Origin of the sequence: Rugosimonospora acidiphila (assembly GCF_039543385.1) — a bacterium.
Lineage (GTDB): Bacteria > Actinomycetota > Actinomycetes > Mycobacteriales > Micromonosporaceae > Rugosimonospora > Rugosimonospora acidiphila.
Genome location: NZ_BAABJQ010000005.1, coordinates 197,212 through 222,602, shown reverse-complemented (window position 1 = coordinate 222,602; position 25,391 = coordinate 197,212). Strand labels below are relative to the sequence as shown.

Here is a 25,391-nt window from a genome sequence, read left to right as displayed (position 1 = left end):
CGGGCTACGGCTGGCCGGCCTGGCTCGGCTCGCTCGACGGCTGGCTGATCCTGCCCGGCTTGCCGGACGGCTGGCCGAGGTACCGGGCGACGGCGAGGCTTGCGGTCGCGGCGCTGCCGGTACCGCCAACGGCGATGATCTTTCCGCTCGGCTGGAGCACGGCGCCGAAGGCGCCCGAGTTGGTGCCGAACGCCGTCGTGGTGCGCCCGCCGTCGCCGAAGGACGGGTCGAGGTCGCCGTTGGGCAGGTAGCCGGCCAGCGCGAACTTGGACGTGGTCTGGCCGTCCACGCCGACGGCCACGATCGTGCCGTCCTTGCGCACCAGCACCCGCTCGGCGATCGACTCGGCGTCGAAGTCGGTGAGCACCTTGCCGGTACCCCCGCCGAACGTCGGGTCCAGCTGTCCGTCGCTCAGCAACCGCATGAGCCCGAACGAGCCCGGCCCGTTGTCGGGGTCCGCCTGGCCGAGCCCACCGGCGACGATGCGCCCGCCGGGGCCGATGGCCACGCTGCCCACGCCGCCCTTGGTCTGGCCGGGGACGTTCTGTTCGAGCACGACGCCGCCGGTGCCGAAGCCGGGGTCGGGCGCGCCGCCGGCGGTCAGCCGTACCACGCAGAGGTTCTGGCCGTTCTCGTTCACGGCGGTACCGCCGATGACGATCTTCCCGTCCGGCTGGATGGCGACCGCGGCGGCCAGCGCGTCCCCGCCGGGGATCACCACGAGCGCCGTGCCAGCGGTGCCGAAGGCCGGGTCGAGCCGACCGTCCGACAGGTACCGGACCGCGGCGAAGTCCGCGTTGCCCGCCGCGTCCTGGGCGCCACCGACCACCACGATCTTCCCGTCCGGCTGGAACAGCACGCCGGTGGCCGAGGCGTCGCCCGCCGGGCCGACCTGGGTGACGAGCCGGCCGCCGGAACCGAAACTCGCATCCAGTGAGCCGTCCGACCGGTACCGGGCGATGGCGAACCCGATGTCGTCGGTGTGGCCGAGGCCGGCCGTGCCGACCGCCACTATCCGGTTCTTGGCGCCGACCGCGACGCCCGCGGCGCCTCCGCCGCCGCTCGGGGCGGCCCAGGGCGTCACGACGAGGCCGTGGTCGCCGAAGTCGCCGTCCAATTCGCCGTCGCGGGTGTAGCGGGCGAGCAGGAAGTCGGCGGAGTCAAACGATGGCGGCCCGCCGGCCGCGATGATCGAACCGTCCGTCAGCAGGGCCACGTCGCCGGCCGCGGCGGACCGTCCGGGCAGCGGGGTGACCACGACGCCCTGCTGGGCGAAGGCGCGGTCGAGGGTGCCCTGGCGGCCCGTTCGGTCGGGTGCGCCGGCGAGGCCGCCGGGCCGCCCGGCCGCGGGCAGGGCGCCGAGCCGTCCGGCCGCGCGGGGATCCAGCGAGCGGGCCGTCGTGCGGGGGCGACCGGCGGGGCCCGCTGGCGCGGCCGGCCCTGCCTGACCGGGCTGTTCGGCCTGACGGCCCTGACCGGGCTGTTCTGCCTGACGGGCCTGACCGGGCCGATGGGCCGGGCCGGCGGGGCCGACCGGGGCGGGGGCGACGGGCCATATCGCGGGCCGAGCGGACGCGGGAGCGGCGGCGGTCAGCGCCCCGGCAAGAACCGCACCGACCAGGGCAATCGACCCCAAGGCCCGCCGGACCCGCGGTCGAGGCAAGGAAACTGGCATCACGGGTGTCCCATCGCAGTTGGGGCCTTGCCGTAAGGATAGGACTTATGCCGCAAAACATCAGACAAACCGAGCCGGCCCGGGGCGGCCTCCGGCCTGCGGGCCTGGGAGGGCGTGCCCCGACCACGCATGGCATGATCTCCGCCCGGTGGGGGCGGCTGCGGTCGGTGATTGGTTGGCTACACCATTCCCGACATAACCTGAAGCGCCGTAAATGGGAGCGCCGCGGGCCGATGGCGTTACGGCGTCGATGACGTCACTGCGTCACATGACGTAGTGGCGTCGGTGAGGTCACGACTCGGTGTGGTGAGGTCGCGGCGAGGCTCCGGATTACCGGGTTGTAACACCGATCAAGGAGTATTCAGACATGAGCGGGGCGGGTGCCGAGCGCGACAGGCTGGCCGAGGCCGACGCGGGCGAGCAGCCGTGGCGGGAGTGGGGACCCTACGTCGCCGAGCGGGCCTGGGGGACCGTGCGCGAGGACTACAGCGAGTGGGGTACCGCCTGGGACTACTTCCCGCACGACGACGCCCGGTCCCGGGTCTACCGGTGGAACGAGGACGGACTCGCCGGCATCTGTGACGATCAGCAGCGGTTCGTGTTCGCGCTGTCGTTCTGGAACGGTCGGGACCCGATCCTCAAGGAGCGCATCTTCGGCCTCGCCGGGCCCGAGGGCAATCACGGCGAGGATTCCAAGGAGTACTGGTGGTATGTGGACTCCACGCCCACCCACTCCTGGATGAGCTGGCGCTACCACTACCCGCAGGCCGAGTTCCCGTACGGCAAGCTGGCCGAGGTCAACCGGGAACGGGGCCGGGACCAGCCCGAGTACGAGCTGATCGACACCGGCGTCTTCGACGAGAACCGGTACTGGGCCATCACCGCGGACTACGCCAAGGCGGGCCCGACCGACCTGTGCGTGCGGATCAGGGTGGCCAACCGGGGCCCGGACGAGGAGACCCTGCACGTGCTGCCTACGCTCTGGTTCCGCAACACCTGGCGGTGGGGGCTGCCCGGCCGGGACGAGCGGCCCATCATCAAGACCGACGGGTCCCGGCTGGTCGCCGACCACCAGCGGCTCGGGCGGCTGGTGCTCGACGGTGCCGGCGAGCCGACGGCGCTGGCGTGTGACAACGAGAGCAACGCCGAGCGGCTGTGGCACCTGCCCAACCTCAGCCCGTACCCGAAGGACGGCATCAACGACCACGTCGTGCACGGCGCGGACACGGTCAATCCGGAAGGCACCGGCACCAAGGCGGCGCTGCACTACACGGTCACGGTTCCGGCCGGCGAGTCGGTGGAACTCCGGCTGCGGCTGACCCTGTACGGCCCGGTCGAGGAGGGGGCGGCGACCGATCTGGCCGACGGGTACGACGAGGTGATGGCCACCCGGCGGGCGGAGGCGGACGACTTCTTCGGCGCGTTGACGCCGGACGGTGCGGCCAAGGACGAGGCGTTGGTGCTGCGCCAGGCCGTCGCCGGTCTGATGTGGAACAAGCAGTTCTACCACTACGACGTGGCGCGCTGGCTGCGCGGCGACCCGTACGCCGAGCCGCCGGCGCAGTCCCACCAGCACGGGCGCAACGAGCGCTGGTGGCACATGACCAACTGCGAGGTCATTTCCATGCCGGACACCTGGGAGTACCCCTGGTACGCGGCCTGGGATCTGGCCTTCCACTGCGTGGCCATCGCGCACGTCGACCCCGGGTACGCCAAGCAGCAGCTGCTACTGCTCCTGCAGGAGTGGTACATGCATCCGAACGGCCAACTTCCCGCGTACGAGTGGGCATTCGACGACGTGAACCCGCCGGTGCACGCGTGGGCGGCGCTGAAGGTGTTCGAGATCGACGGCTCCGGGGACTTCGACTTCCTCAAGCGGGTCCTGCACAAGTTGCTGATGAACTTCACCTGGTGGGTGAATCGCAAGGACAGCACCGGTAACAATGTGTTCGAGGGCGGCTTCCTGGGGCTGGACAACATCGGCCCGTTCGACCGGTCGAGCCACCTGCCCGTGGACGGCACGCTGGAGCAGAGCGACGGTACGGCGTGGATGGCCTCGTACGCGCTGAACCTGCTGGAGATCTCGCTGGTGCTCGCGCACAAGGACGAGGCGTACGCCGACCTGGCGCCCAAGTTCTTCGAGCACTTCGCGTACATCGCGGCGGCGTCCCGGCAGGCCGGACTCTGGGACGAGGAGGACTCGTTCTACTACGACGTGCTGCGCGAGACCGGCGGGGCGACCGTGCCGCTGCGGGTGCGCTCGGTCGTCGGACTGCTGCCGCTGGCCGCCACCGCGACGATCAGCACCATCGCGCTGTCCCGGCTGCCGGAGCTGACCACCCGGCTGCGCTGGTTCCTGGCGAACCGGCCGGAGTACAGCGACGTGGTCGGCGGGCGGCGCATCAACCACGGGCAGCAGCACCGCCTGCTGTCCATGGTCGGGCAGGACCGCCTGCTGCGCATCCTGTCCCGGATGCTCGACGAGGGGGAGTTCCTGTCGGAGTATGGGCTGCGGGCGCTGTCCAAGGCGCACGAGAACGCGCCGTACACGGTGAGCCTCGGCGGCACCGAGTTCAGCGTCGGGTACGAGCCGGGTGAGTCCACGACCGGGGTGTTCGGCGGCAACTCCAACTGGCGGGGGCCTATCTGGTTCCCGGTCAATTTTCTGCTCATCGAGGCGCTGCGCCGGTACTACCGGTTCTACGGCGACGACCTGATGGTGGAGTACCCGACGGGCTCCGGTCAGAAGCAGACCCTCGGCGCCATCGCGGACGACCTGTCGCACCGGCTGGTCAGGCTGTTCCTGAACGACGCGGACGGCCGGCGGCCGGTGTTCGGGCAGGTCGCGAAGTTCCAGGAGGATCCGGACTGGCACGACCTGATCCCGTTCCACGAGTACTTCCACGGCGACACCGGCGCGGGGCTGGGCGCCTCGCACCAGACCGGTTGGACCGCCCTGGTGGCCAACCTGATCCTGCGCAACCGCCGCTAGTGGCTCTGCCGGCGCGTCGTCGTGGGGGATGGCGACCGCCGGTTCGTGGCCGTCTAGTCGGCCGCCTGCGCTCGCCATCGCTGACCTGGCCGGCATCGCGAGAACGACCTCGGGGCGTAGGCCATCCTCGTGCGAGGTCGCAGCGGTGCGCACGGCGGTGTGCCGGTCGAGCGGTTAGCCTGTAGCGCGTCCTTTGCTGTCACTGGGGGGAGACGAGCATGCGGAACTGGATCGCCGGCGCGATGACGATACTCGGCAGTCTGCTGGTAATCGGCGGTGCCGTCACCGTCATCCTCAGAGCTTGGTGGAAGCCCGCCACCGAGGCCGCGGAGGCACCCGTGACGGCGGCCGAGCCCGCCCCGGTCTCCGCCGCGTCGACGGTCGGCACCGATCTGTTCGGTACGACGACGCTGCCCTCCCCGTACGCCGTGTCGGCACCGCCCGCCGAGCCGCACCCCGTGTCGGCGCCACCCTCCACTGCGGAGCCGACCCGCGGTCCGCGCCCGTTCGGCCGCTTCGATGCCCCGGAGCGGCTCATCGCGTGGGGCATCGTGCTGCTGGTCCTGGCCGCGGTCGCGGCCGGCGCGATCAGCTTCGATCTGGCGAGCGCGCCGGTCCGGTAGCGAGGTCCGATCGGGCCCGACCGGTCGCGCCGGCGGGGGAGGCGTCGGGGGCGTTCGCCTGGGCCACGGTCCGGCTCGGTCGCGGTCGCCCGTGGGTCCGTTCGTCCGCGACGACCCGGCCGTCGGCCAGGGTGATCACCCGGTCGGCGGCTGAGATCACCGCGTCGTCGTGGCTGGAGATGAGCACCACGTGCCCGGCGTACGCGTGCTGGCGCAGCAGGCTCAGGACCAGGTCGACCCGCCGGCGGTCCTGGTGCCCGGTGGGTTCGTCGCCGATCAGGATGGCTGGCACCAGCCGCAGCGCGCGGCCGATGGCGGCCCGCTGCTGCTCGCCGCCGGAGATCTGACTCGGCAGCCGGTCGGCCAGGTGGCCGATCTCCAGTCCTTCCAGCAGCGCGTCGACGGGGGTACCGGCGGCGCCGGGGTTGAGGCGGGCGGGCAGCTCGACGTTCTCGGCGACGGTCAGCTCGTCGATCAGGGCGAGTGACTGGGGTACGAAGCCCAGCTCGCCCCAGCCCATCCGCCCGGTCGGTAGCCCCTCGAACGGCGGCGCCCCGTCCACGGCTGGCACACCGTTGTCGGCCAGCGTCGACCCGGCGTCGGCCCGCTCGTACCCGCCGATGACCGACAGCAGCGTGGTCTTGCCGGAGCCGGAGGGCCCGGCGGCCACGGTCAGCTCGCCGGGGTGGATGTCCAGGCTGACGCGGTCGAGCGCGGTGACCGTCTCGGAGCCGCGCCGGAACCGCCGGGTGAGGTCGCGCGCCTTGATCATTTTTGCTCCGCTCCCATGCCCAGCTCAGCCCCTCCCGTACTCCTCGACGACCCCGTCGCGCATCCGCACCGTCTGATGGGCGCGACGGGCGACCGCGGGATCGTGGGTCGCGGCCACCACCGCCACGCCGGCCTCCGCCATGGCCAGGAACGCGTCCAGCACGGCATCGACCGACCCGTGGTCGAGCTGGCCGGTCGGCTCGTCGGCCATCAGCAGCGCGGGCGAGCCGAACGAGGCGAACGCGATGCCTACCCGCTGCTGTTCGCCCCCGGACAGCTGGCGCGGCAGGCGGTCGGCCCGGTCGGCCAGTCCCAGCAGCTCCAACAGCTCGTCCTCGCGGTCCCGCCCGTCGGGTACCCCGCGCAGCTGCGCGGCCAGGTGAAGGTGCTGCCGTACGGTCAGGTAGTCGAGCAGGTTGTCGGCGGGCGCCTGGAACATGAAGCCCAGCGTCCGGCGGCGCAGCCGCAGCCGGCCGCGCCGGGACAGGGTGGCCGCCTCCGTCCCGTCGATCATGATCGACCCGCTGTCCGGGCGGTCCACGCACGCCAGCAGGCGCAGCAGGGTCGACTTGCCGGAGCCGGACGGGCCGACCAGCGCGGTGAAGGTGCCGGGCGCGAGGTCGAGGTCGACCCCGCGCAGCGCGTTCACCTCGGAGCCGGCCAGCTGGTACGTGCGCCGCACCTCGCGGCACCGGACCGCAGGTCGGTCGTGCGGTCGGTCAGATCGTGTCACGGAGGACCTCCGAGGGGTTGGCCCGGCCGATCCGGCGCTGGGCGTACTCGGCGGCGCCAACGGTGATCACCGCCACCGCGGCGGCGATCAGACCGATCGGCAGGTACGGCATCGTGACCACGGCGTTGGGCAGCACGTCGGGGTCCACGTCGAAGCCCCCGCCCAGCACCTCGCTCAGCGCCGTGGACACGGCCACTCCGCCGATCAGCCCGGCCACCAGCGGCAGGGCCAGCTCGCCGAACATCGCGCGGCGGTGGCTGCGGGCGCGCAGCCCCATCCTGCGCAGCAGCACGTAGGCCCGCCGGTGCGACGGGGCCTGGGACTCCAGGTACAGCAGCAGGCCGACCAGGGTCACCAGGCCGGTCAGCAGGGACAGGGCGGTCAGGTAGTCGAAGGTGTAGGTGAGCGGCTCCCACTGCGAGTTGGCGTAGCGGTCGGCGGCCACCGCGACCTGCGTGATGGGCAGGTTCGCGGCCCGTGCCGCCCGCTGGATCTCCACGGGGTCGCCGCGCACCCAGAGCTGCGCGACCGCGTACTGTGCGTCGTCGCCCAGCGCTGCCTTGGGCACCAGCGCGGTCGGGTAGCCCGCCTGCTGGGCGGGCAGCACACTGGTCGGCACGACGTCGACCGTGCCGCCGAGTACGGCGTCGCCGCGCCAGGCGGCCTCCCGCACCCCGGCCGGGGTGAGTGCCGAGGCCACCACCTTCTGAGGCCCACCGGTCCGGGGCGCCCGGATCGGCGGCATCAGCTCGTCGAGGGACTTGCCGTCGATGCGGCTGTCCAGGTAGGCGGCCCTCGCGAAGGTGCCCGGATCGACCCCCAACAGGTCGGTCTGGGTCCCGCCGATGATCGCGCCGTCCAGGCGCAGCACCTCGGTCGCCCGGTCGGCCAGTGAATCCGGGATGGGCACCTGGCGGCCGAGGGTGAACACCACATCGCTGCCGAGGTGCAGCCGTGCCTCGTCGGCGATGGTGGCGTGCACCGACCCGGTGACGGTGGCGCCGTACGTGGCCAGCGCGATCGGTACCGAGGTGGCCCCGGCGAGCACCGCCACCATGACCGCCTGCCGGCCTACGCGCCGCCAGCCCAGGAACGCCGCCGGGGTGCGCGGGCTGCGCAGCCTGCCGCGCCGGCGCAAGTACCAGACGGCCAGCCGGGCGGCCAGGGTGGTGAGGCCGGCGACCACCATGATCGGTACCACCAGTAGCCGCCCCGGCACGTGCACCGCGGTACCCAGTCCGTTGGACGGGTCGCCGGTCACCCGCTGGTCGCCCAGCACCCGCCACACCGGCACGGTGGCGGCCAGCAGCACCAGCTCGTACGGCAGCGCCCGGAGCACCCGGTGGTGGCGGGAGCGCACCTGGTCGGTCAGCGACCGGCAGGCCACCCCGGCCACCACGGCGACCGTGAGCAGCGCGGCAAGCAACGTACCGGCGGCGCCCAGCGCGGCCCAGGGCGCGGCCTCGCCGGACAGCACCGGGTCCGGCCCGGCCCACCGCACCAGCGCCCACGCCCCCGACCAGCCGGCGACGGCACCCACGACCAGCGCCGGCAGCGACTCCACCACCGCCTTGAGGGCGAGCGCCCTCGCGCCGACCCCATGCGCCGACAGCAGGGTCAGCTCGCGCCGGCGTCGCTGCACCCAGAACGCCGCCGCGGCGCCGACGATCAGCAAGCCGACCAGCACGCCGGCGACGGCCACCGGGACCACCGCCGGCGCCATGGACCGGCGTACCAGCTCGGCGCGCGCGGTGAACTGGGGCAGGAGCGATCCGACCACGCTGTGGTTCGGCGGATCTGGGCTGAACCCGGAGTCGGGCGGCCCGAACAGCGCCGTCCTGAGCCGGGCGATCCCGACCACCGCGTCCCCGGCCTGGTCGTCGTCCAGGTCGGGGTTGGCCAGCGGGAACGAGATGGTGTGCGTCGCGTTCGTGAACAGGTTGGGCAGGGCGTCGAGGAAGCTCGGCTGGTCCGTGAAGATCACGACTGGGGTCGGCCGGTTGCCCTGCGGGCCGCGGTAGATCGGCAGCAGGTCGCACCACCACGGCTGATCGGGCTCTTGGCGCAGGTCACGGTAGATGGCCGCGACGGGCATGGTGACGGAGCTGACGGCGCCGCCGGGCGTGACGCCGCCGTACAGGTGCAGCTGGTCACCGACCTTGAGGTGGAGGGTGCCGGCGTACGCGTCGGAGACCCAGGCGCCGGTGCCCCGGGGCCCGTGGAGTACCTGGATGTGATCTTGAAAGCCGTCGCGGGACACGAGTTGGACCGGGTAGTTGTCGGCGTCGGGGAACGGGTGCGGGCCGGCGGCCGGTTGAGTCGGGCCGGCGATGGTCGCGACCAGGGTGGTCTCGGCGCCGCCGAGCTGGGGAACCGTCCGCGCCGTGGCGGTCGCGAGGCCGGTACGCCGGGCGACCAGCGCCGTGACGCCCTGCGGGCCGGGGCCGGCCGAGGGGGAGCCGTTCGAGTCGCCGGGGCTGACCAGGTAGCTGGTCACCGTGACGCCGCTCGACCACTGGCAGGCCGCCGAGATCTGATGATGCAGGGTGGCGCTGCGGGACGAGGACAGGAACGGCACGGCGGCAGCCGCCGGGAGCGTCGCCACCAACGCGGCCGCTACCAGCGCGATTACCACACCGCCGCGGCGCAGTAGCAGGGCCGGCCCCCGCCACCAGGGAGCCATTCGCAGCGGGCCCAGGCCCCGCGACGCTCCGAAATTCCGCATTCGTCCCCCGTCGCTGTGCGGCCGGAACCACCGGTGTGCGATCAAGCCACCTTAGGGCCGGGAACGGGTTGCGCCGAGCCCGGAACGCGGTGATACCAGCCGGCCCCGACCCGGGCGGCGAGGGCGCGCTGGTGGCGGGGGTAAGCGCCGGAGACGGCGGGTTGGACACCCCTTGGCCCGAGCGTTCTGGTCAGGGGACTATTCTGCGTCCGAGGTACGGCCGCGGATCATCTCGCGGCCGCGCGGTGACCAGCCTGCAGGAGGCCCCACGTGACCACCGTCGCACCGAAGCCGATCGTGACGCGGCCCTGGCCCGTCCGCCAACCCGCCAGGGGTTCGGCGATCGCGCGACTGCTGCGTACGACAGACGCGAAGCAGATCGGCCTGATGTATCTGGTCACGTCGTTCGGGTTCTTCCTCATCGGTGGTCTACTCGCGTTGCTGATGCGCGCCGAGCTGGCCCGGCCGGGGCTGCAGTTCCTCTCGCCCGAGCAGTACAACCAGCTGTTCACCATGCACGGCACGATCATGCTGCTGCTGTTCGCGACGCCAGTGTTGTTCGCGTTCGCCAACTACGTCGTGCCGCTGCAGATCGGCGCCCCGGACGTGTCGTTCCCGAGGCTCAACGCGTTCGCCTACTGGCTGTACCTGTTCGGCGGGCTCATGGTGATCGGCGGGTTCCTGACGCCGGGCGGTGCCGCCGACTTCGGTTGGTTCGCCTACCAACCGCTGGCCAACGGGCAGAACTCGCCGGGGGCGGGCGCCTCGCTGTGGTTCGTCGGCCTGGTGATCTCCGGTCTGGGTACCATCCTCGGCGCGGTCAACATGATCACCACCATCCTGACCCTGCGCGCGCCCGGCATGACCATGTTCCGGATGCCGATCTTCACCTGGAACATCATGGTCACCTCGCTGCTGGTGCTCATGGTCTTCCCGATCCTGGCGGCCGCGTTCCTGGCAGCCATGGCCGACCGGATGCTCGGCGCGCACATCTATGACTCACAAACAGGTGGTGCGCTGCTCTGGCAACACCTGTTCTGGTTCTTCGGGCACCCCGAGGTCTACATCGTCGCGCTGCCGTTCTTCGGGATCATTTCCGAGATCATCCCGGTGTTCAGCCGCAAGCCGATCTTCGGGTACAAGGGCCTGGTTGGCGCGACCATCGGTATCGCCGCGCTGTCCATGAGCGTGTGGGCGCACCACATGTTCGCCACCGGCCAGGTGCTGCTGCCGTTCTTCTCGTTCCTGTCGTTCCTGATCGCGGTGCCGACCGGTATGAAGTTCTTCAACTGGATCGGCACGATGTGGCGAGGGCAGCTCAGCTTCGAGACTCCGATGCTGTTCGCCATCGGCTTCCTGGTCACCTTCCTGTTCGGTGGCCTGTCCGGGGTACTGCTGGCCAGCCCGCCGATCGACTTCCACGTCTCGGACACCTATTTCGTGGTGGCGCACTTCCACTACGTGCTGTTCGGCACGATCGTGTACGCGGTGTACGGCGGCATCTACTTCTGGTTCCCGAAGATGACCGGCCGGATGCTCGACGAGCGGCTGGGCAAGGTGCACTTCTGGCTGACCACCATCGGCTTCCACACCACGTTCCTGGTGCAGCACTGGCTGGGCGCCGAGGGCATGCCCCGCCGGTACGCGGACTACCTGCCCAGCGACGGGTTCACCACCCTGAACACCGTCTCCTCGATTGGTGCCTTCATCCTCGGTGCCTCGACGCTGCCCTTCCTCTACAACGTGTGGAAGTCGTACAAGTCGGGGCGCGTGGTCGAGGTGGACGACCCGTGGGGGTACGGCATGTCGCTGGAGTGGGCCACCTCGTGCCCGCCGCCGCTGCGCAACTTCGACCGCATGCCCCGGATCCGCTCCGAGCGTCCGGCGTTCGACCTCAAGTTCCCGCACCTGGCTCCGGGCGGCGGCGGTGTGATCGCGTCGCCGGTCACGGTCGGGGTCGGCGCCGGGACGACGGTGCCCGCGCAGTCCGGTCCCGCCGACTCGGGCGTCGCCGACGCGGGGGCTTCCCAGTCGAGCGCGAGCGACAACTAGCGGTAGACGCGAACTCGGCCCCGGCGGTGAATGCCCGCCGGGGCCGAGTCATATGCATTTCGGGCGCCCGCCGGGCTCAGGGCTTCGGCCGCCGGCCGGCGGGCTCCAGAGCCGGCGGGCTCCAGAGCCGGCGGGCTTCCAGGACAGTTTGTAGAAGACTCGGCCGGTCAGACCTGCCGTACGGTGCCGGACAGGCCGACGCCCGCGGCGCGGAGTTCGATGAGGGCCGAGTCCACGGTGGACGGCGCTACGCCCGCGGTCAGGTCGAGCAGCACCGTGGTGTCGAAGCCGGCCCCGGCGGCGTCCAGGGCCGTGGCGCGCACGCAGTGGTCCGTCGCGATGCCCACCACGTCCACCGAGGACACGTTGCGGGCGCGCAGCCAGTCGGCGAGCCCCACGCCGTCCGCGCGGCCCTCGAAGCCGGAGTAGGCGGCCGCGTGCTCGCCCTTGGTGAACACCGCCTCGATCCGGCCGGTGTCGAGGTTGGGATGCAGGTCGGTGCCGGCCGTCCCGACGACGCAGTGCACCGGCCAGCTCAGCACGTAGTCCGGCGGGTTCCCGAAGTGGGCGCCGGGGTCGACGTGGAAGTCCTTGGTGGCCACGACGTGGTCCCAGCGCCGCCCGCCGGCCTCGCCCGCACTGGCCTCGCCCGCACCGCCTCCGTTCGGCGCGTCGGCGCCGTTGCACGCGTCACCTGAAGCGGTGGCGGTCGGATCGGCGAGCGCCGCGGTGATGGCGGCGGCGACGGCGGACCCGCCGGCGACCGCCAGCGAACCGCCCTCGCAGAAATCGTTCTGAACGTCGACGATGATCAGTGCTCGCATGGTCGCTCCGGGTCGAGGCTCGGGAACGGGAACGCCGCGGGGATCGGCACCCTGGTGGCGACCGGTGCCGTCGCGGCGGCATTGGCCTGGTGCGAATCCGTCCGGTGGAAGGGCGTCACGCGGCGGGAACGATGGTGACCGGGATGGCGGGATCGCCGGCCGACAGCTTCAATCCCTCCCAGGGTATGGAGATCAGGGCGTCGTGCAACCTCTCCCGGCTCTGGGTGAGGGTGGGTATGTCGTCCACCGGTTCGCCACCGGTGACGAATTCGCGCTGGAGCAGCCGGTCCCCGGTCTGGGCCTCGGGCAGCCCCCGCGAGACCACTATCTCCTCGGTGGCCGTGCCGGTCGGCTTGTGCCGCCGTACCGCCGTCTTCCGTCCGCCCACGGTGGCCTTGTGCTCCGAGCGCTTGACCACCGGCCGACCGTCCACCTCGACGAGCTTGTACACGAGGCCGGCGGTGGGTGCCCCGGAGCCGACCACGACCGCGGTGCCCGCGCCGTAGATGTCCACCGGCTCGGCCGCGAGCGACGCGATCGCGTACTCGTCCAGGTCGCCGGAGACTATGATTTTTGTCTCGGTCGCCCCGAGCGAATCGAGCAGTTGGCGGGAGTGCGCGGCGAGCACCGACAGGTCGCCGGAGTCGATGCGCACCGCCCGCAGCTCCGGCCCGGCCACCGCGATCGCCGTGCGGATGCCCTCCGCGATGTCGTACGTGTCGACCAGCAGCGTGGTCTCCTTGCCCAACTGCGCCACCTGCGAGGCGAAGGCCGTCCGCTCGTCGTCGTGCAGCAGCGTGAACGCGTGCGCCGCGGTGCCGGTGGTCGGGATGCCGTAGCGCCGGCCGGCCTCAAGGTTCGACGTCGAGGCGAAGCCGGCCAGGTACGCCGACCGGGCCGCGGCCACCGCCGCCGACTCGTGGGTGCGCCGGGAGCCCATCTCGATGAGCGGCCGGCCCCGTGCCGCGGTCACCATCCGGGCCGCCGAGGCGGCCACCGCGCAGTCGTGATTGAACACCGACAAGATCAACGTCTCGAGCACCACGCACTCCGCGAAGGTGCCGCTCACCGTGAGGATCGGGGAACCCGGAAAGAACAGCTCACCCTCGGCGTAGCCGGTGATATCGCCACGGAACCGGTACCGGGACAGCCAGTTGACCAGGTTCTCGTCCGCGACGCCCTCCTCGCGCAGGTGGTCCAGGTCGGCGCGGTCGAAGCGGAACTCCCGGAGCAGTTCGATCAGCCGGCCGGTGCCCGCGACCACGCCGTAGCGTCGGCCGGTGGGCAGCCGCCGGGCGAACACCTCGAACACGCATTGCCGGTCCGCGGTGCCGTCCCGGAGAGCGGCGCCGACCATGGTCAGTTCGTACTGGTCGGTGAGAAGGGCAGCGGTCACATTGACTAGCGTACGGTCGCATGCCGGGATTGCGGACAGAGGGCGTGGCACGATGGTGGGTATGACCGCGCCGCAGGTCGCGCCCATGGAGACGCCGGACATCGAAGAGGTACCCGCGGAGGACCGGCCGTGGGTCACCATCGTGTGGAACGATCCGGTCAACCTGATGTCGTATGTGACCTGGGTTTTCCAGAAACTCTTCGGGTACAGCAAGGACCGCGCCGAGGCGCTGATGCTGGACGTGCACCACAAGGGCCGGGCGATCGTGTCCTCGGGCGCGCGGGAGCGCATGGAGCACGACGCGTCGCGCCTGCACGCGTACGGTCTGTGGGCCACGGTCGACAAGCAGTGAGGCTCGGCAGGGTGTTGGTAACCGACGGGGTGACGATGAACGCGACGGCGGTGGCCGCGTTGGTGTGCCGGCATGATGAGAGCGAGGTGCGCGCGTGAGCATGTTTCGTCGCCACGCCGACACCTGCGTGGCCCGTTTCGCGGCCGACGAGGTGTCCGTGCTGCGTCAGGTGGCCACCGAGGTCATCGGTCTGCTCACCGACGGGTTCGACCGTGGCGATCCCGTGGTCGAGCGGCTGTTCCCGGACGTGTACGGCGACGACCCCGCGCAGGCCGCGGACTTCCGCCGGTACACCGAGGGCGACCTGAAGACCGCGAAGATCGACCAGGCCGGGGCCATCCTGGCCGCCCTGCCGTCCACCGGCGGTGCGGTCGTGCGGCTGGATCCGGAGGCGGCCGAGGCGTGGCTGCGGGCGCTCAACGACGTGCGGCTGGCCCTCGGCATCCGGCTGGATGTGAAGGACGACACGGATCTGCTCGAGGAACTCGACGACGCGGTCATGCGGGACCCGACGTCGGCACGGGTGCGCCAGTTGACCATGTACCAGTACCTGGGCGTTCTCCAGGAATCGCTGCTCGACGCGATCATCGCCCGAGGCGGGTGAGGGCGGAGGTTCCCTCCGGTCCTCGACAGCCCTCCTGCGGCCCGATCGCCGGTTCGCGAGGTAGGCTCTGTAACCGTGCTGACCATCGGGCGCGACATCATCGACGCGATAGTGGCGCACGCCCGCCGGGATCACCCCGATGAGGCGTGCGGTGTTGTCGCGGGTCCGATCGGATCGGACACCCCGGCCAGGCATGTGCCCATGGACAACGCCGAGCGCTCCAGCACCTTCTACCGCTTCGACTCGATGGAGCAGCTGAGGGTGTGGCGGGAGATGGACGACCGGGACGAAGAGCCAGTGGTGATCTACCACTCGCATACCGCGACCGAGGCCTACCCGTCGCGTACCGATTCCTCCCTGGCCGGCGAGCCGAAGGCGCACTACCTGCTGGTCTCAACCCGGGATCCGTCGACCGAGGAGATCCGATCGTTCCGGATCGTGGACGGGACGGTCACCGAGGAGCCGGTGCAGATCGTGGACGCCAGTGTGGACCCGACCGCCGTCACGACGTACATGTTCGGGCAGAGCCCGGCGACGGTCGACTACGAGTGTTCCGCCGGCCACTGAGCCGCGCCGCGAATACCACGTCCGTCGTCCCGCTTCCTGTCTGATTCGAGGAGTACCGCACATCATGGCCATCGAGGTTCGTATCCCCACCATCCTGCGCCAGTACACCGGCGGCGCGAAGATCGTCGAGGGTGCCGGCGACAGCATCGCCGACCTGCTCACCAACCTGGACGCCAGCTACGCGGGCCTGCGCGCCCGCCTGGTGACCGAGGACGGCGGCCTGCACCGGTTCGTCAACGTGTACGTCAACGACGAGGACGTCCGGTTCCTGGGCGCGCTGGACGCCAAGGTCAAGGACGGCGACACCGTGACCATCCTGCCGGCCGTGGCGGGCGGCTCGGGGCGCTGAGCGGCTCGGAGCGCTGAGCGGCGTCGAGCACTGAGCGGATCCGCGTGGTGAGCGGGGCCGGCCGCTGAGCCGGGGTCGCGCCGCCGGGCCTGGGCCCACCCGCTGAGACCTAGATCACCCACCGAGACCTGACCACTGCCGAAGCCTGGCCACTGCGCGGCGACGGCCACCGCTGAGCGACATCCGGCGGTGCGCCGTCCCCGGCGCCGCGTCATCCGGCGCCGGCGCCGGTCACCACCGGCCGGGGCCGACTCCTGGAGTCGCGCCCGGCGTCCGATCGACGCCGGGGCCCGGTCAACATCGGGGTCGACCGCCTCCTCACCCGGCCGGATCGAGCCTCACCTGCCCGGAACGAGAAGGGGGTGCCGGGATGGCACGGTTTGAGAGTCTGTTGGACACCTGCGGCAATACCCCGCTGGTCGGCCTGCCGAGGCTGTCGCCGCCCGCCGCGCCCGGCGAGCCCGAGGTGCGGCTGTGGGCCAAGCTGGAGGACCGCAACCCGACCGGTTCGGTCAAGGATCGGGCGGCGCTGTGGATGGTGCGCGCCGCCGAGGCCGCTGGCACCCTGCGGCCGGGCGACACCATCCTGGAGCCGACCAGCGGTAACACCGGCATCGCGCTGGCAATGGTGACCAAGCTGCGCGGGTACCGGCTGGTCTGCGTGATGCCGGAGAACGTCTCCACCGAACGGGTGCAGCTCCTCCGGATGTACGGCGCCGAGATCATCTTCTCGCCGGCGGCCGGTGGCTCCAACATGGCCGTGGCGCAGGCGAAGCAGATCGCGGCCGAGCACCCCGACTGGGTGATGCTCTACCAGTACGGCAACGAGGCCAACGCCCGCGCCCACTACGAGACCACCGGCCCCGAGCTGCTGCGCGACCTGCCGACCATCACGCACTTCGTGGCGGGACTCGGCACCACCGGCACGCTCATGGGCACCGGCCGGTACCTGCGCGAGAAGAACCCGGACATCGAGGTCATCGCCGCCGAGCCCCGGTACGGGGAGCTGGTGTACGGGCTGCGCAACATCGACGAGGGGTACGTGCCGGAGCTGTACGACGCCGGCGTGCTGACCCGCCGGTTCTCGGTCGGTACCCGGGACGCCGTGCTGCGTACCCGCCAGCTGGTCGAGACCGAGGGGCTGTTCGTCGGCTTCTCCACCGGAGCGGTGGCACACGCGGCGCTGGCCGTGGCGCACGAGGCACGCAAGGCGGGCCGAAGCGCCGATGTGGCCTTCCTGGTCGCCGACGCGGGATGGAAGTACCTCTCGACCGGCGCGTACGGCGGCACGCTCGGCGACGCCGAGGAGGCCCTGGAGGGGCAGCTCTGGGCCTGACCCGGCCCCCATAGCGGCGACGGCCGCGACCTGCCCAGAAGCCGGAGCATGCCCAGAAGCCGGAGCATGCCCAGAAACCGCGACCTGCCCGGAAAGTGAAGCATGCCTGGAAACCGTGGCATGCCCGGAAACTGAAGCATGTTTCGGAAGGCGGCCTTGTCCTGTCCGGGTTCGGCTGGGACGGCCCGAACGCGACCTCGCCGCCCGGGCGGCTCGCGCGGAGTGGGACGGTCCGCGCGAGCCAGGCCGCTCAGGCGGAGGTCGACACCACTATCGAGGCGATCAGGACCGCGGTCGCCGCGCCGAGGCACGTCCAGGGCAGGAATCCCCGCCGGGCCGTCACGAACCCGGCGGCGGTCAACAGGATGCCGACCAGGCCGCACAGGATCAGGCTGGGCTTGAACCAGGACGGCGGGTGGTTGGCGAGGATCACGACGAGCCCCCGGATGCCGATCCCGAGGCCGATCAGGCCGAGGAGGGCGGCCCACACGCACAGCACGATGAGCGGGCGCCCGGACGGCGGCCGGCTGGGCTTCCCGGCGACCTGCACGATCGGCCGGGCCGCGGTCATCGAGCGCAGCGCGGCGGCCAGGGCGGTGATCCCGCCCCGGTCGGCGGCGGGAACGGATTGCTCGTCGGCGCCCGGAACGCCGGTCGTCGTGTCGGCGGCGGGAACGCCGGTCATCGAGCCGCCGGCCGTGGGGTTGGCGGTCGTCGCGTTACCGGTGGTCGCGCCGCCGGTCATGGGGCTGCCGGCCATCGGGGCGCTGCCGGCCATCGGGGCGCTGCCGGCCATCGGGGCGCTGCCGGTCATCGGGGCGCCGCCGGTCATCGGGCCGCGCGACACCGGGCTGCCGGTCGTCGGGCCGCCGGCCACCGGGCCGGGAAACGCCGGGCTGCCGGCCGCCTGCCCACGGGGCGCGGGGATCGTCGGGCGGTAGGACGCCGGCCCGGCCGGCACCGGCCCGGCCGACGGGGTGCGGGAGGTCGAGCCGCCCGGCGTCGCGAACGCCGCCCCGCCGGACGTTGAGGCCGGCGACGTTGAGGCGGCAGACCCGGTGGCGGCCGGCGTTGTGGTGGCTGGCTTCGCGGGCGGGTGCGTCGACGTTGGCTTGGCGGAGGCCGCCGCCGATCCTCCGGAAGCCGCTGCGGGGGACGCCTGGGTGCGGGCCTCGGGCGCGCCGTCCGCCTCGGCCGACCGCGCCCGTGGCACGGTCACGGCCCGAGCAGGGGATGGTTCGGTTGCGTCAGATGGCACAGCTCCACCGCTTCCTCGATCGTCCGGAACACTTCGTGCGACGGAACGATTTACCCTCCGTGACGGAGCGCGCTCGAAGCGTGCCCCCGTTCGACGGGCCGTCCGCCTGCCTGTCACGTTAGCGACATCTTTCCCGTCGGGCCTCCGGGAGGGGGCATCGCACAGCGTAGGCTTGCCCTCCGTGACGGACGCGCCGATCGGCATCTTCGACTCCGGGGTCGGCGGTCTGACGGTGGCCAGGGCGATCCTCGACCAGTTGCCGCACGAACAGGTGCGCTATGTGGGGGACACGGCTCATCTGCCGTACGGGCCGAAACCGATCGCCGACGTGCGCCGGTACGCGCTGGAATGCCTCGATCAACTGGTCGATCAGGGCGTCAAGATGCTGGTGATCGCGTGCAACAGCGCATCTGCGGCGTGCCTGCACGACGCCCGGGAGCGCTATTCCGTGCCGGTGATCGAGGTGATCCGGCCGGCGGTGCGCCGAGCCGTGGCGGCCACCCGCAACGGCAGGATCGGCGTGATCGGCACGACGGCGACGATCACCAGCGGGGCCTATGTGGACGCCTTCGCGGCGGCGCCCGACGCCACGGTGACCGGAGCGGCCTGCCCGCAGTTCGTCGACTTCGTCGAGCGGGGAATCACCTCGGGTCGGGCGCTTCTCGGGCTGGCCAGCGGATACCTGGAGCCGTTGCAGCGGGCCGACGTGGACACGCTGGTGCTTGGCTGCACCCACTATCCGCTGCTGGCCGGCGTGATCGGGTTGGTCATGGGCGACGCCGTGACGCTGGTATCGAGTGCCGACGAGACGGCGAAGGACGTGTACCGGGTGCTCAACGAGCGCGGGATGTTCCGGCCCGACGACGCGCCGCCACCCGCACATCGCTTCCTCGCCACTGGCGACCCAACGGTGTTCGCCAAGCTGGCGTACAGATTCTTGGGGCCGGAGGCGACCGCCACGGCGCTGCCCCAGGCGGCAGCGTGAGCCGGTCAAGTGCCGGAGGTATCAGGTTCATCGCTGCCCGAGGTGGGCACGGCAGCGTGAGCCAGTCATGCGCCGGAGGCGTCGGGTTCATCGCTTGCTGGAGCGTCGCTGGCCAAAGGGCCGGGAAGGACTGGCGGTTGTGAGGCTCACCGTGCTCGGCTGTGCCGGCAGTTTTCCCGGCCCGGACTCGGCGTGCTCCGCCTACCTCGTGGAGGCGGACGGGTTCGCGCTGATGATGGACTTCGGCCCCGGCTCGATGTCGGCGCTGCAGCGTTACGGCAACATGCGCACGGTGGACGCGATCATCTTGTCGCACCTGCACTGCGACCACATGCTGGACGCCTGCTCGTACGTGGTGGTTCGGCGGTACTCGCCGGACGGGCCGTACCCTCAGCTGCCCCTCTACGCGCCGGCCGGCGCGGCGGAGCGGATGACGGCGGCCTACTGGAGCCCGGAAGAGGGCCCGCTGGACGATGTGTACGACTTCCGGACGCTGTCCGGCGGCACCTTCGAGATCGGGCCGTTCTCGGTCACTGTGGAGCGGGTCAACCATCCCGTGGAGACGTACGGCATCCGGCTTGAGCACGCCGGCCGGGTACTGGCCTATTCGGCGGATACCGGGATGTGTGACGCACTGGGCCGGCTGGCCGCCGGTGCGGACGTTTTCCTGTGCGAGGCCAGCTACCTCGATGGCGCGGTCAACCCGCCTGACCTGCACCTGACCGCTCGGGAGGCGGGCGAGGCGGCGACCAAGGCCGGCGTGGGTCGGCTGTTGCTGACTCATTTGATCAGTGCCTGGGGCAATGGGGACGAGACCTATCACGCCGCCGCGGAGGCATTCACCGGGCCCGTTGAGTTGGTCCGGCCCGGCGCGCGGTACGAGATATAAGGAACTCTTTCCCCGCTGGTCAGATCGATGTGACCCGCTGCACCGGCTGTACCCGCACCTTGAGCGCATGCGTGTCGCGATCATCACGGAGTCATTCCCGCCCGACGTCAATGGAGTCGCGCACTCAGTGGTGCGCGTCGCGGAGCACCTGGTGGCCCGGGGACACCGGCCACTCGTCATCGCGCCGGAGCCGGCCTCCGGCATGCCCCGGGTAACCGGGCCGTTGGGGTACCCGGTGGTCAGGGTTCCATCGTTGCCGATGCCCGGGTACCCGACCTTCCGGCTGGGCCTGCCGAGCCGCCGGCTCTCGGAGGCGCTGGTCGCCCACGGTACCGACGTGGTGCACCTGGCCGGCCCCTTCTTCCTCGGCGCCCGGGGCAGCACGGTGGCCCAGCATCTCGGGCTGCCGACCGTGGCGGTCTATCAGACCGATGTTCCCTCGTACGCCACCGCGTACCGGATGCGTGAGCTCGGCGGGGCGGCGGCCTGGCGCTGGCTGCGCCGGATCCACAACGCCGCGGACCGTACGCTGGCGCCGTCGACCGCGTCGGCCACCGCCCTGCTGGCGCACGGTGTCGAGCGGGTCTGGCTGTGGCGGCGGGGCGTGGACACCGACCGCTTCGACCCGAAGCACCGCAGCGCGGCGCTGCGCCGCGCGCTGGTGCCGGGCGGCGAGGTGCTGGTCGGGTACGTGGGGCGGCTGGCGGTGGAGAAGCGGGTCGAACTGCTCGCCGGGGTGTCGAAGCTGCCCGGCGTGCGCCTGGTGATCATCGGCGGTGGCCCGGTCGAGGCGTCGCTGCGCCAGGCGCTGCCCGACGCGGTGTTCCTCGGCGTCCGGCAGGGCGCGCAACTCGCCCGGCTGTACGCGAGCCTGGACATCTTCGTCCACAGTGGACCATTTGAGACCTTCGGGCAGACCCTGCAGGAGGCGGCGTCGAGCGGGTTGCCGGTGGTGGCCCCGGCCGCGGGCGGACCGGTGGATCTGGTGAACCACGGCCAGACCGGGCTGCTGGTGCCGCCCAACTCCGATCAGGCACTGGCGGACGCGGTGGCTCGGCTGGCCGCCTCGCCGCGGCTGCGCCAGTCGATGGGCGTCGCCGGCCGCAGGCTGGTGGAGGGGCGCAGCTGGACCGCCATCGGCGACGAGCTGATCGAGCACTATTCGGCGGTACTGGGCACGGCGCAACCAGCCGCGACCCCGGCCGCGGCGTGACCCGGCCGCACACCGGTACCGGGACACCCGACGCCATGAGAATCGTGCGGCTGGCCAACTTCGTCGCCCCGCGCTCCGGCGGCCTGCGCACGGCGATGCGTGCGCTCGGCTCCGGCTACCTCGCGGCCGGGCACGAGCCCGTGCTCGTGATACCGGGGGAGCGGGCGGCGGATGAGATGACCGATCAGGGTCGGCTCATCACGCTGCCGGGTCCGGTGGTGCCGCTCTCCGGCGGGTACCGGGTGCTGCTCAACCGGCGCCGGCTGACCTCCCTGCTGGCCGAGCTGCGCCCGGACCGGCTGGAGGTGTCCGACCGCACCACGCTGCGCTGGACCGGGGCGTGGGCCAGGCGCAACGGGGTGCCGTCGGTGATGGTGTCGCACGAGAGCGTGGCCGGCCTGCTCGGGCTCGCCGGCCGGGTGCTGTCCGGGCCGGCGGCGCTGCTGGCCGACGCGCTGAATTCCCGCACCGCCATGCACTACACCTCCGTGGTCTGCACCACGGACTGGGCCGCGGCCGAGTTCGCCCGGCTCGGGGTCGCCAATCTGCGCCGGGTGCCGCTCGGGGTGGACCTGAACAACTTCTCGCCGGCCGCCGCGTCCCTCGGGGTACGGCGCCGGTACGCGCGTGACGACGAGGTACTCATCGTCCACTGTGGACGTCTGTCGCCGGAGAAGCGGCCGGAGCGCTCGGTCATCGCGGTACAGGAACTGCGGGAGGCCGGGGTGCCCGCCGTGCTCGTGGTGGCCGGGGACGGGCCACTTCGACCCCGCTTGGTCCGCCGCGCGGCGGGGTTGCCGGTGCGCTTCGCCGGTTTTGTACCCGACCGAGCCGCGCTGGCCGCGCTGCTCGCCTCGGCCGACGTGGTGCTGGCGCCGGGGCCGGTGGAGACCTTCGGGCTGGCGGCGCTGGAGGCGTTGGCCTGCGGCACGCCGGTGGTGGTCAGCGACCAGAGCGCGCTGCCCGAGGTGATCGGCGCGGCCGGGGTGGCGGTACGCGGGGAGGCGTTCGCGGACGGCGTGCGGGACGTGCTCAACCGCCCGTCGGCGCAGCGCCGCGCGGCGGCCCGGCACCGTGCGCAGGAGTTCGGCTGGCCGAACGCGGTGGCCGGTTTCCTCGGCGTGCACGGCGTGTCCGGCGGCCTCGACCTCTCGGCCGGCCGCGATGATAGCGAGCTGGCCGCCGGCCCGGATGGTCTCGAACTGGCCGCCGGTCAGGATGGTCGCGACCTTTCCGGTGTGGCCGACGGGCCGTCGGCGCCCGCCGTCGCCGGTGCCTGGGACGACGGCGACGAGCTGGACGGCGAGCTGGCGGGGATCGCGTCGTGACCACGTTCGTCGCCCTGGGCGACTCGATCACCGTGGGCGTGGGCGATCCCCAGCCGGACGGCGCCTGGCGCGGCTGGGCGGCACTGCTGGCGGCGTCCCTGCCCGCGCCCCGACTGCACAACCTGGCCGTCAATGGCGCGTTGACCAGGGACGTCGAGCGCGACCAACTGCCCCGGGCGCTGGAACTGCGTCCCGACATCGCGTCGGTGATCATGGGCGTCAACGACACCCTGCGCCGCACCTTCGACGTGTGCCGCGTGGCCGGGACGATCGAGCGCACCCTCGCCGCGCTGCGCACCGAGGGTGCGATCGTGCTCACCATGCGCCTGCCCGACCCGGGGCGGATGTTCCGCCTGCCCGGGGGCCTGGCCCGCCCGCTGGCCCGCCGGATCCGGGCGGTCAACGCGGTCACCGACGCGGCGGCCGAGCGGTTCGGGACGGTACACGTCGATATCGCCGGGCACCCGGCCACCTATGAGCGTCGCATGTGGAGCGTCGACCGGTTGCACCCCAGCGAGCGCGGGCACCGGCTGCTGGCCCGCTCGTTCGCCGGCCGGCTGGGCCTTTCGCCGGCCCGCTGGCCGGATGAGGAGCCGGCCAACCCGCCACCCACGCTCTCCTCCGAGCTGCGCTGGATGGCGACGAAGGGGGTGCGCTGGATGGTCGACCGCTCGACGGATCTGGTGCCGTACCTGGCCGGGATGATGATCGCGGAGTGGTGGTACGGGCTGCGTGGGCTCGCGCACCGGCTCGACGACTCGATGGCCCGTGAGGTCACCGCCGCGCTGTGCGCCCCGTTGGTGCGGACTAGGCTGGCGGCATGGCCCGACCCGATGGACGTACCCCTGACCAACTGCGACAGGTAACGCTGACCCGGAATTGGAGCATGCATCCGGAAGGCTCCGTGCTCGTGGAGTTCGGCGCGACCCGAGTGCTGTGCACCGCGAGCGTCACCGAGGGCGTGCCCCGGTGGCGTAAGGGGTCGGGGCTCGGCTGGGTGACGGCGGAGTACGCGATGCTGCCCCGGGCGACCACCACCCGCTCCGACCGGGAGAGCGTGAAGGGGCGCATCGGCGGGCGTACGCACGAAATCTCCCGCCTGATCGGCCGCAGCCTGCGGGCCTGCCTGGACCTCGCGGCGCTCGGCGAGAACTCCATCATGGTGGACTGCGACGTGCTGCAGGCCGACGGCGGCACCCGGACCGCGGCCATCACCGGCGGCTACGTCGCGGTGGCCGACGCCGTGGCGTGGCTCGGCCGCAAGCGCGCGCTGTCCGGCAAGCCCGAGGCCGCGCTGCACCGGTCGGTGGCCGCGGTGAGTGTGGGCATCATCGGCGGCGAGCCCCGGCTGGACCTGTGCTACGAAGAGGACGTCATCGCCGACGTGGACATGAACATCGTGTGCACGGGCACCGGCGACTTCGTCGAGGTGCAGGGCACCGGCGAGCAGTCGGTGTTCAAGCGTGCCGAGCTGGACGCGCTGGTGGATCTGGGCGCGGCCGGTTGCGCGGCGCTGACCGAGCTGCAGCGCAAGGCCCTGGCCTCATGAAGATCCTGCTGGCCACCCGGAACAAGAAGAAGCTGGTCGAGCTCCAGCGCATCCTGATCGATGTCGCGCTGGTCGGGCTGGCCGACGTGCCGGCCTACGAAGAGGTGCCGGAGAGCGGGCTGACATTCGAGGAGAACGCGCTCATCAAGGCGCGCGAGGGCGTGGCACGCACCGGGCTGCCCACGGTCGCGGACGACTCCGGACTGGCGGTCGACGTGCTGAACGGGATGCCGGGCGTCTTCTCCGCGCGCTGGTCCGGCGTCCACGGCGACGACGCGGGGAATCTCGCGCTGGTACTGGCGCAGATCGGCGACGTGCCGGACTCGGCCCGGGGTGCCGCCTTCGTGTGCTCGGCCGCCCTGGCGCTGCCCGACGGGCGGGAGTGGACGGTCACCCGGGGGATGCCGGGCCGGCTCATCCGCGCGTCGCGCGGTGAGAATGGGTTCGGGTACGACCCCATCTTCGTGGCGGAGGGCCAGACGCGCACCAACGCCGAGCTGACGCCCGATGAGAAGGACGCGATCAGCCACCGGGGCAAGGCCTTCCGCGCGCTCGCCGAGATCATCACTGCGGAACTCACCGATCCGTCCGCAGCGGACACCTGAGCGGGTCCGGTCCGGCCGCCGGGAGCCCTTCGCGCCTCGAGAAAGCAGGTCGCTGCCGATGGCAGACGAGTTCGCCATGCGTCCGATCGGCCGGGTCGAGTCGTCGAGGGCCGAACCCATCGATGACGACTGGGGTGCGATCTCCGGCACGATCGTGCTCGACCCGGCCGTGGTCGGCGTGGACGCGGTCGACGGGCTGTCCGAGTTCTCCCACCTTGAGGTTGTCTTCGTGTTCGACCGGGTCGCCGAGGCCGGGGTCGAGACCGGGGCCCGGCACCCCCGCGGCAACCAGGCGTGGCCGCGGGTCGGCATCCTCGCGCAGCGGGCCAAGAACCGGCCCAACCGGGTCGGCGTGTCCCGCTGCGAGCTGACCGGCGTCGAGGGACTGCGGCTGCTGGTGCGCGGGCTGGACGCGATCGACGGCACGCCGGTGCTGGACGTGAAGCCCTACCTGGAGGAGTTCGGCCCGCGCGGCCGGGTGCGGCAGCCGGCCTGGTCGCGCGAGCTGATGCGCGGGTACTGGTAGGCCCCGGGCACGACCAGTCTGGCTCGGCGCGTCTGGCGC

At 71.9% G+C, this 25,391-nt stretch carries 23 protein-coding genes; 16 read left to right on the top strand and 7 right to left on the bottom strand.

The genetic code is table 11. The features are described from left to right. Window positions 1–4: 4 nt before the first annotated feature. The gene (locus tag ABEA87_RS11000) at window positions 5–1,258 is read right to left on the bottom strand and encodes an NHL repeat-containing protein (RefSeq protein ID WP_345628550.1); all 1,254 of its coding nucleotides are present in this window, start codon (window positions 1,256–1,258) and stop codon (window positions 5–7) included. 784 nt (window positions 1,259–2,042) lie between these two features. On the opposite strand from ABEA87_RS11000, the gene ABEA87_RS10995 reads away from it, so the two are divergent. Together ABEA87_RS10995 and ABEA87_RS10990 are read left to right on the top strand one after the other, a co-directional pair. Next, complete coding sequence (locus tag ABEA87_RS10995; protein ID WP_345628548.1) at window positions 2,043–4,667, top strand: MGH1-like glycoside hydrolase domain-containing protein; 2,625 nt, start codon at window positions 2,043–2,045, stop codon at window positions 4,665–4,667. A gap of 218 nt (window positions 4,668–4,885) precedes the next feature. Beyond that, window positions 4,886–5,290 carry a hypothetical protein gene (locus ABEA87_RS10990; RefSeq protein ID WP_345628547.1) on the top strand — a complete coding sequence of 135 codons (405 nt, stop codon included), beginning with the start codon at window positions 4,886–4,888 and terminating at the stop codon, window positions 5,288–5,290. Here ABEA87_RS10990 and ABEA87_RS10985 read toward each other — a convergent pair. The 3 genes from ABEA87_RS10985 to ABEA87_RS10975 are packed head-to-tail and all read right to left on the bottom strand — an operon-like array spanning window position 5,256 to window position 9,519. Continuing rightward, window positions 5,256–6,062, bottom strand: a complete 807-nt coding sequence (locus ABEA87_RS10985; protein WP_345628545.1) for an ABC transporter ATP-binding protein — start codon at window positions 6,060–6,062, stop codon at window positions 5,256–5,258. The two genes, ABEA87_RS10990 and ABEA87_RS10985, sit on opposite strands and share 35 nt — an antisense overlap. A 24-nt stretch (window positions 6,063–6,086) precedes the next feature. Then, window positions 6,087–6,743, bottom strand: a complete 657-nt coding sequence (locus ABEA87_RS10980; protein ID WP_345628543.1) for an ABC transporter ATP-binding protein — start codon at window positions 6,741–6,743, stop codon at window positions 6,087–6,089. Between the two features lie 37 nt (window positions 6,744–6,780). After that, window positions 6,781–9,519, bottom strand: coding sequence for an FtsX-like permease family protein (locus tag ABEA87_RS10975; protein WP_345628541.1), 2,739 nt, complete (start codon window positions 9,517–9,519; stop codon window positions 6,781–6,783). A gap of 270 nt (window positions 9,520–9,789) precedes the next feature. Between ABEA87_RS10975 and ctaD the strand changes: the two genes are divergently transcribed. Then, window positions 9,790–11,571 (top strand): aa3-type cytochrome oxidase subunit I, encoded by a 1,782-nt coding sequence (gene ctaD / locus ABEA87_RS10970; RefSeq protein WP_345628539.1) that lies wholly within the window; start codon window positions 9,790–9,792, stop codon window positions 11,569–11,571. Between the two features lie 167 nt (window positions 11,572–11,738). Here the strand turns inward: ctaD and ABEA87_RS10965 are convergent, their stop codons facing one another. Next, window positions 11,739–12,395 (bottom strand): isochorismatase family protein, encoded by a 657-nt coding sequence (locus tag ABEA87_RS10965; protein WP_345628537.1) that lies wholly within the window; start codon window positions 12,393–12,395, stop codon window positions 11,739–11,741. 115 nt (window positions 12,396–12,510) lie between these two features. Beyond that, the gene (locus ABEA87_RS10960) at window positions 12,511–13,791 is read right to left on the bottom strand and encodes a nicotinate phosphoribosyltransferase (protein WP_345628535.1); all 1,281 of its coding nucleotides are present in this window, start codon (window positions 13,789–13,791) and stop codon (window positions 12,511–12,513) included. Between the two features lie 61 nt (window positions 13,792–13,852). On the opposite strand from ABEA87_RS10960, the gene clpS reads away from it, so the two are divergent. The 5 genes from clpS to ABEA87_RS10935 all read left to right on the top strand — a co-directional run bounded on the left by clpS (window position 13,853) and on the right by ABEA87_RS10935 (window position 16,999). Then, the gene (gene clpS, locus ABEA87_RS10955) at window positions 13,853–14,143 is read left to right on the top strand and encodes an ATP-dependent Clp protease adapter ClpS (protein ID WP_345628533.1); all 291 of its coding nucleotides are present in this window, start codon (window positions 13,853–13,855) and stop codon (window positions 14,141–14,143) included. A gap of 100 nt (window positions 14,144–14,243) precedes the next feature. Then, window positions 14,244–14,747: a DUF2017 domain-containing protein gene (locus tag ABEA87_RS10950; protein WP_345628922.1), complete on the top strand. Its 504-nt coding sequence runs from the start codon at window positions 14,244–14,246 to the stop codon at window positions 14,745–14,747. Window positions 14,748–14,822: 75 nt separating this feature from the next. Further along, a complete protein-coding gene (locus ABEA87_RS10945; RefSeq protein WP_345628531.1) occupies window positions 14,823–15,314 on the top strand; it encodes a M67 family metallopeptidase in 492 nt (163 codons plus the stop codon). A 64-nt stretch (window positions 15,315–15,378) separates the two neighbouring features. Continuing rightward, on the top strand, window positions 15,379–15,663 hold the full coding sequence (locus ABEA87_RS10940; RefSeq protein ID WP_345628529.1) for a MoaD/ThiS family protein: 285 nt from the start codon (window positions 15,379–15,381) through the stop codon (window positions 15,661–15,663). A gap of 370 nt (window positions 15,664–16,033) precedes the next feature. After that, a complete protein-coding gene (locus tag ABEA87_RS10935) occupies window positions 16,034–16,999 on the top strand; it encodes a PLP-dependent cysteine synthase family protein (RefSeq protein WP_345628527.1) in 966 nt (321 codons plus the stop codon). A 250-nt stretch (window positions 17,000–17,249) separates the two neighbouring features. On the opposite strand, the gene ABEA87_RS10930 is transcribed toward ABEA87_RS10935, so the two are convergent. Then, window positions 17,250–18,218, bottom strand: coding sequence for a hypothetical protein (locus ABEA87_RS10930; protein ID WP_345628525.1), 969 nt, complete (start codon window positions 18,216–18,218; stop codon window positions 17,250–17,252). A gap of 220 nt (window positions 18,219–18,438) precedes the next feature. On the opposite strand from ABEA87_RS10930, the gene murI reads away from it, so the two are divergent. The 8 genes from murI (at window position 18,439) to ABEA87_RS10890 (ending at window position 25,352) form a co-directional block, all read left to right on the top strand. After that, window positions 18,439–19,242, top strand: coding sequence for a glutamate racemase (gene murI, locus ABEA87_RS10925; RefSeq protein WP_345628523.1), 804 nt, complete (start codon window positions 18,439–18,441; stop codon window positions 19,240–19,242). A gap of 139 nt (window positions 19,243–19,381) precedes the next feature. After that, on the top strand, window positions 19,382–20,131 hold the full coding sequence (locus tag ABEA87_RS10920) for an MBL fold metallo-hydrolase (protein ID WP_345628521.1): 750 nt from the start codon (window positions 19,382–19,384) through the stop codon (window positions 20,129–20,131). Between the two features lie 67 nt (window positions 20,132–20,198). Further along, window positions 20,199–21,344: a glycosyltransferase family 4 protein gene (locus ABEA87_RS10915; protein ID WP_345628519.1), complete on the top strand. Its 1,146-nt coding sequence runs from the start codon at window positions 20,199–20,201 to the stop codon at window positions 21,342–21,344. Window positions 21,345–21,379: 35 nt separating this feature from the next. Next, window positions 21,380–22,672 (top strand): glycosyltransferase, encoded by a 1,293-nt coding sequence (locus tag ABEA87_RS10910; RefSeq protein ID WP_345628517.1) that lies wholly within the window; start codon window positions 21,380–21,382, stop codon window positions 22,670–22,672. After that, window positions 22,669–23,538, top strand: coding sequence for an SGNH/GDSL hydrolase family protein (locus ABEA87_RS10905; RefSeq protein ID WP_345628515.1), 870 nt, complete (start codon window positions 22,669–22,671; stop codon window positions 23,536–23,538). Before ABEA87_RS10910 ends, ABEA87_RS10905 begins: the two co-directional genes overlap by 4 nt. After that, window positions 23,493–24,221, top strand: a complete 729-nt coding sequence (gene rph, locus ABEA87_RS10900) for a ribonuclease PH (protein ID WP_345628513.1) — start codon at window positions 23,493–23,495, stop codon at window positions 24,219–24,221. Before ABEA87_RS10905 ends, rph begins: the two co-directional genes overlap by 46 nt. Further along, complete coding sequence (gene rdgB, locus ABEA87_RS10895) at window positions 24,218–24,826, top strand: RdgB/HAM1 family non-canonical purine NTP pyrophosphatase (RefSeq protein ID WP_345628511.1); 609 nt, start codon at window positions 24,218–24,220, stop codon at window positions 24,824–24,826. The genes rph and rdgB overlap by 4 nt, the downstream gene beginning before the upstream one ends. Before the next feature lie 58 nt (window positions 24,827–24,884). Next, window positions 24,885–25,352: an SAM-dependent methyltransferase gene (locus ABEA87_RS10890; protein ID WP_345628510.1), complete on the top strand. Its 468-nt coding sequence runs from the start codon at window positions 24,885–24,887 to the stop codon at window positions 25,350–25,352. Window positions 25,353–25,391 lie beyond the last annotated feature (39 nt).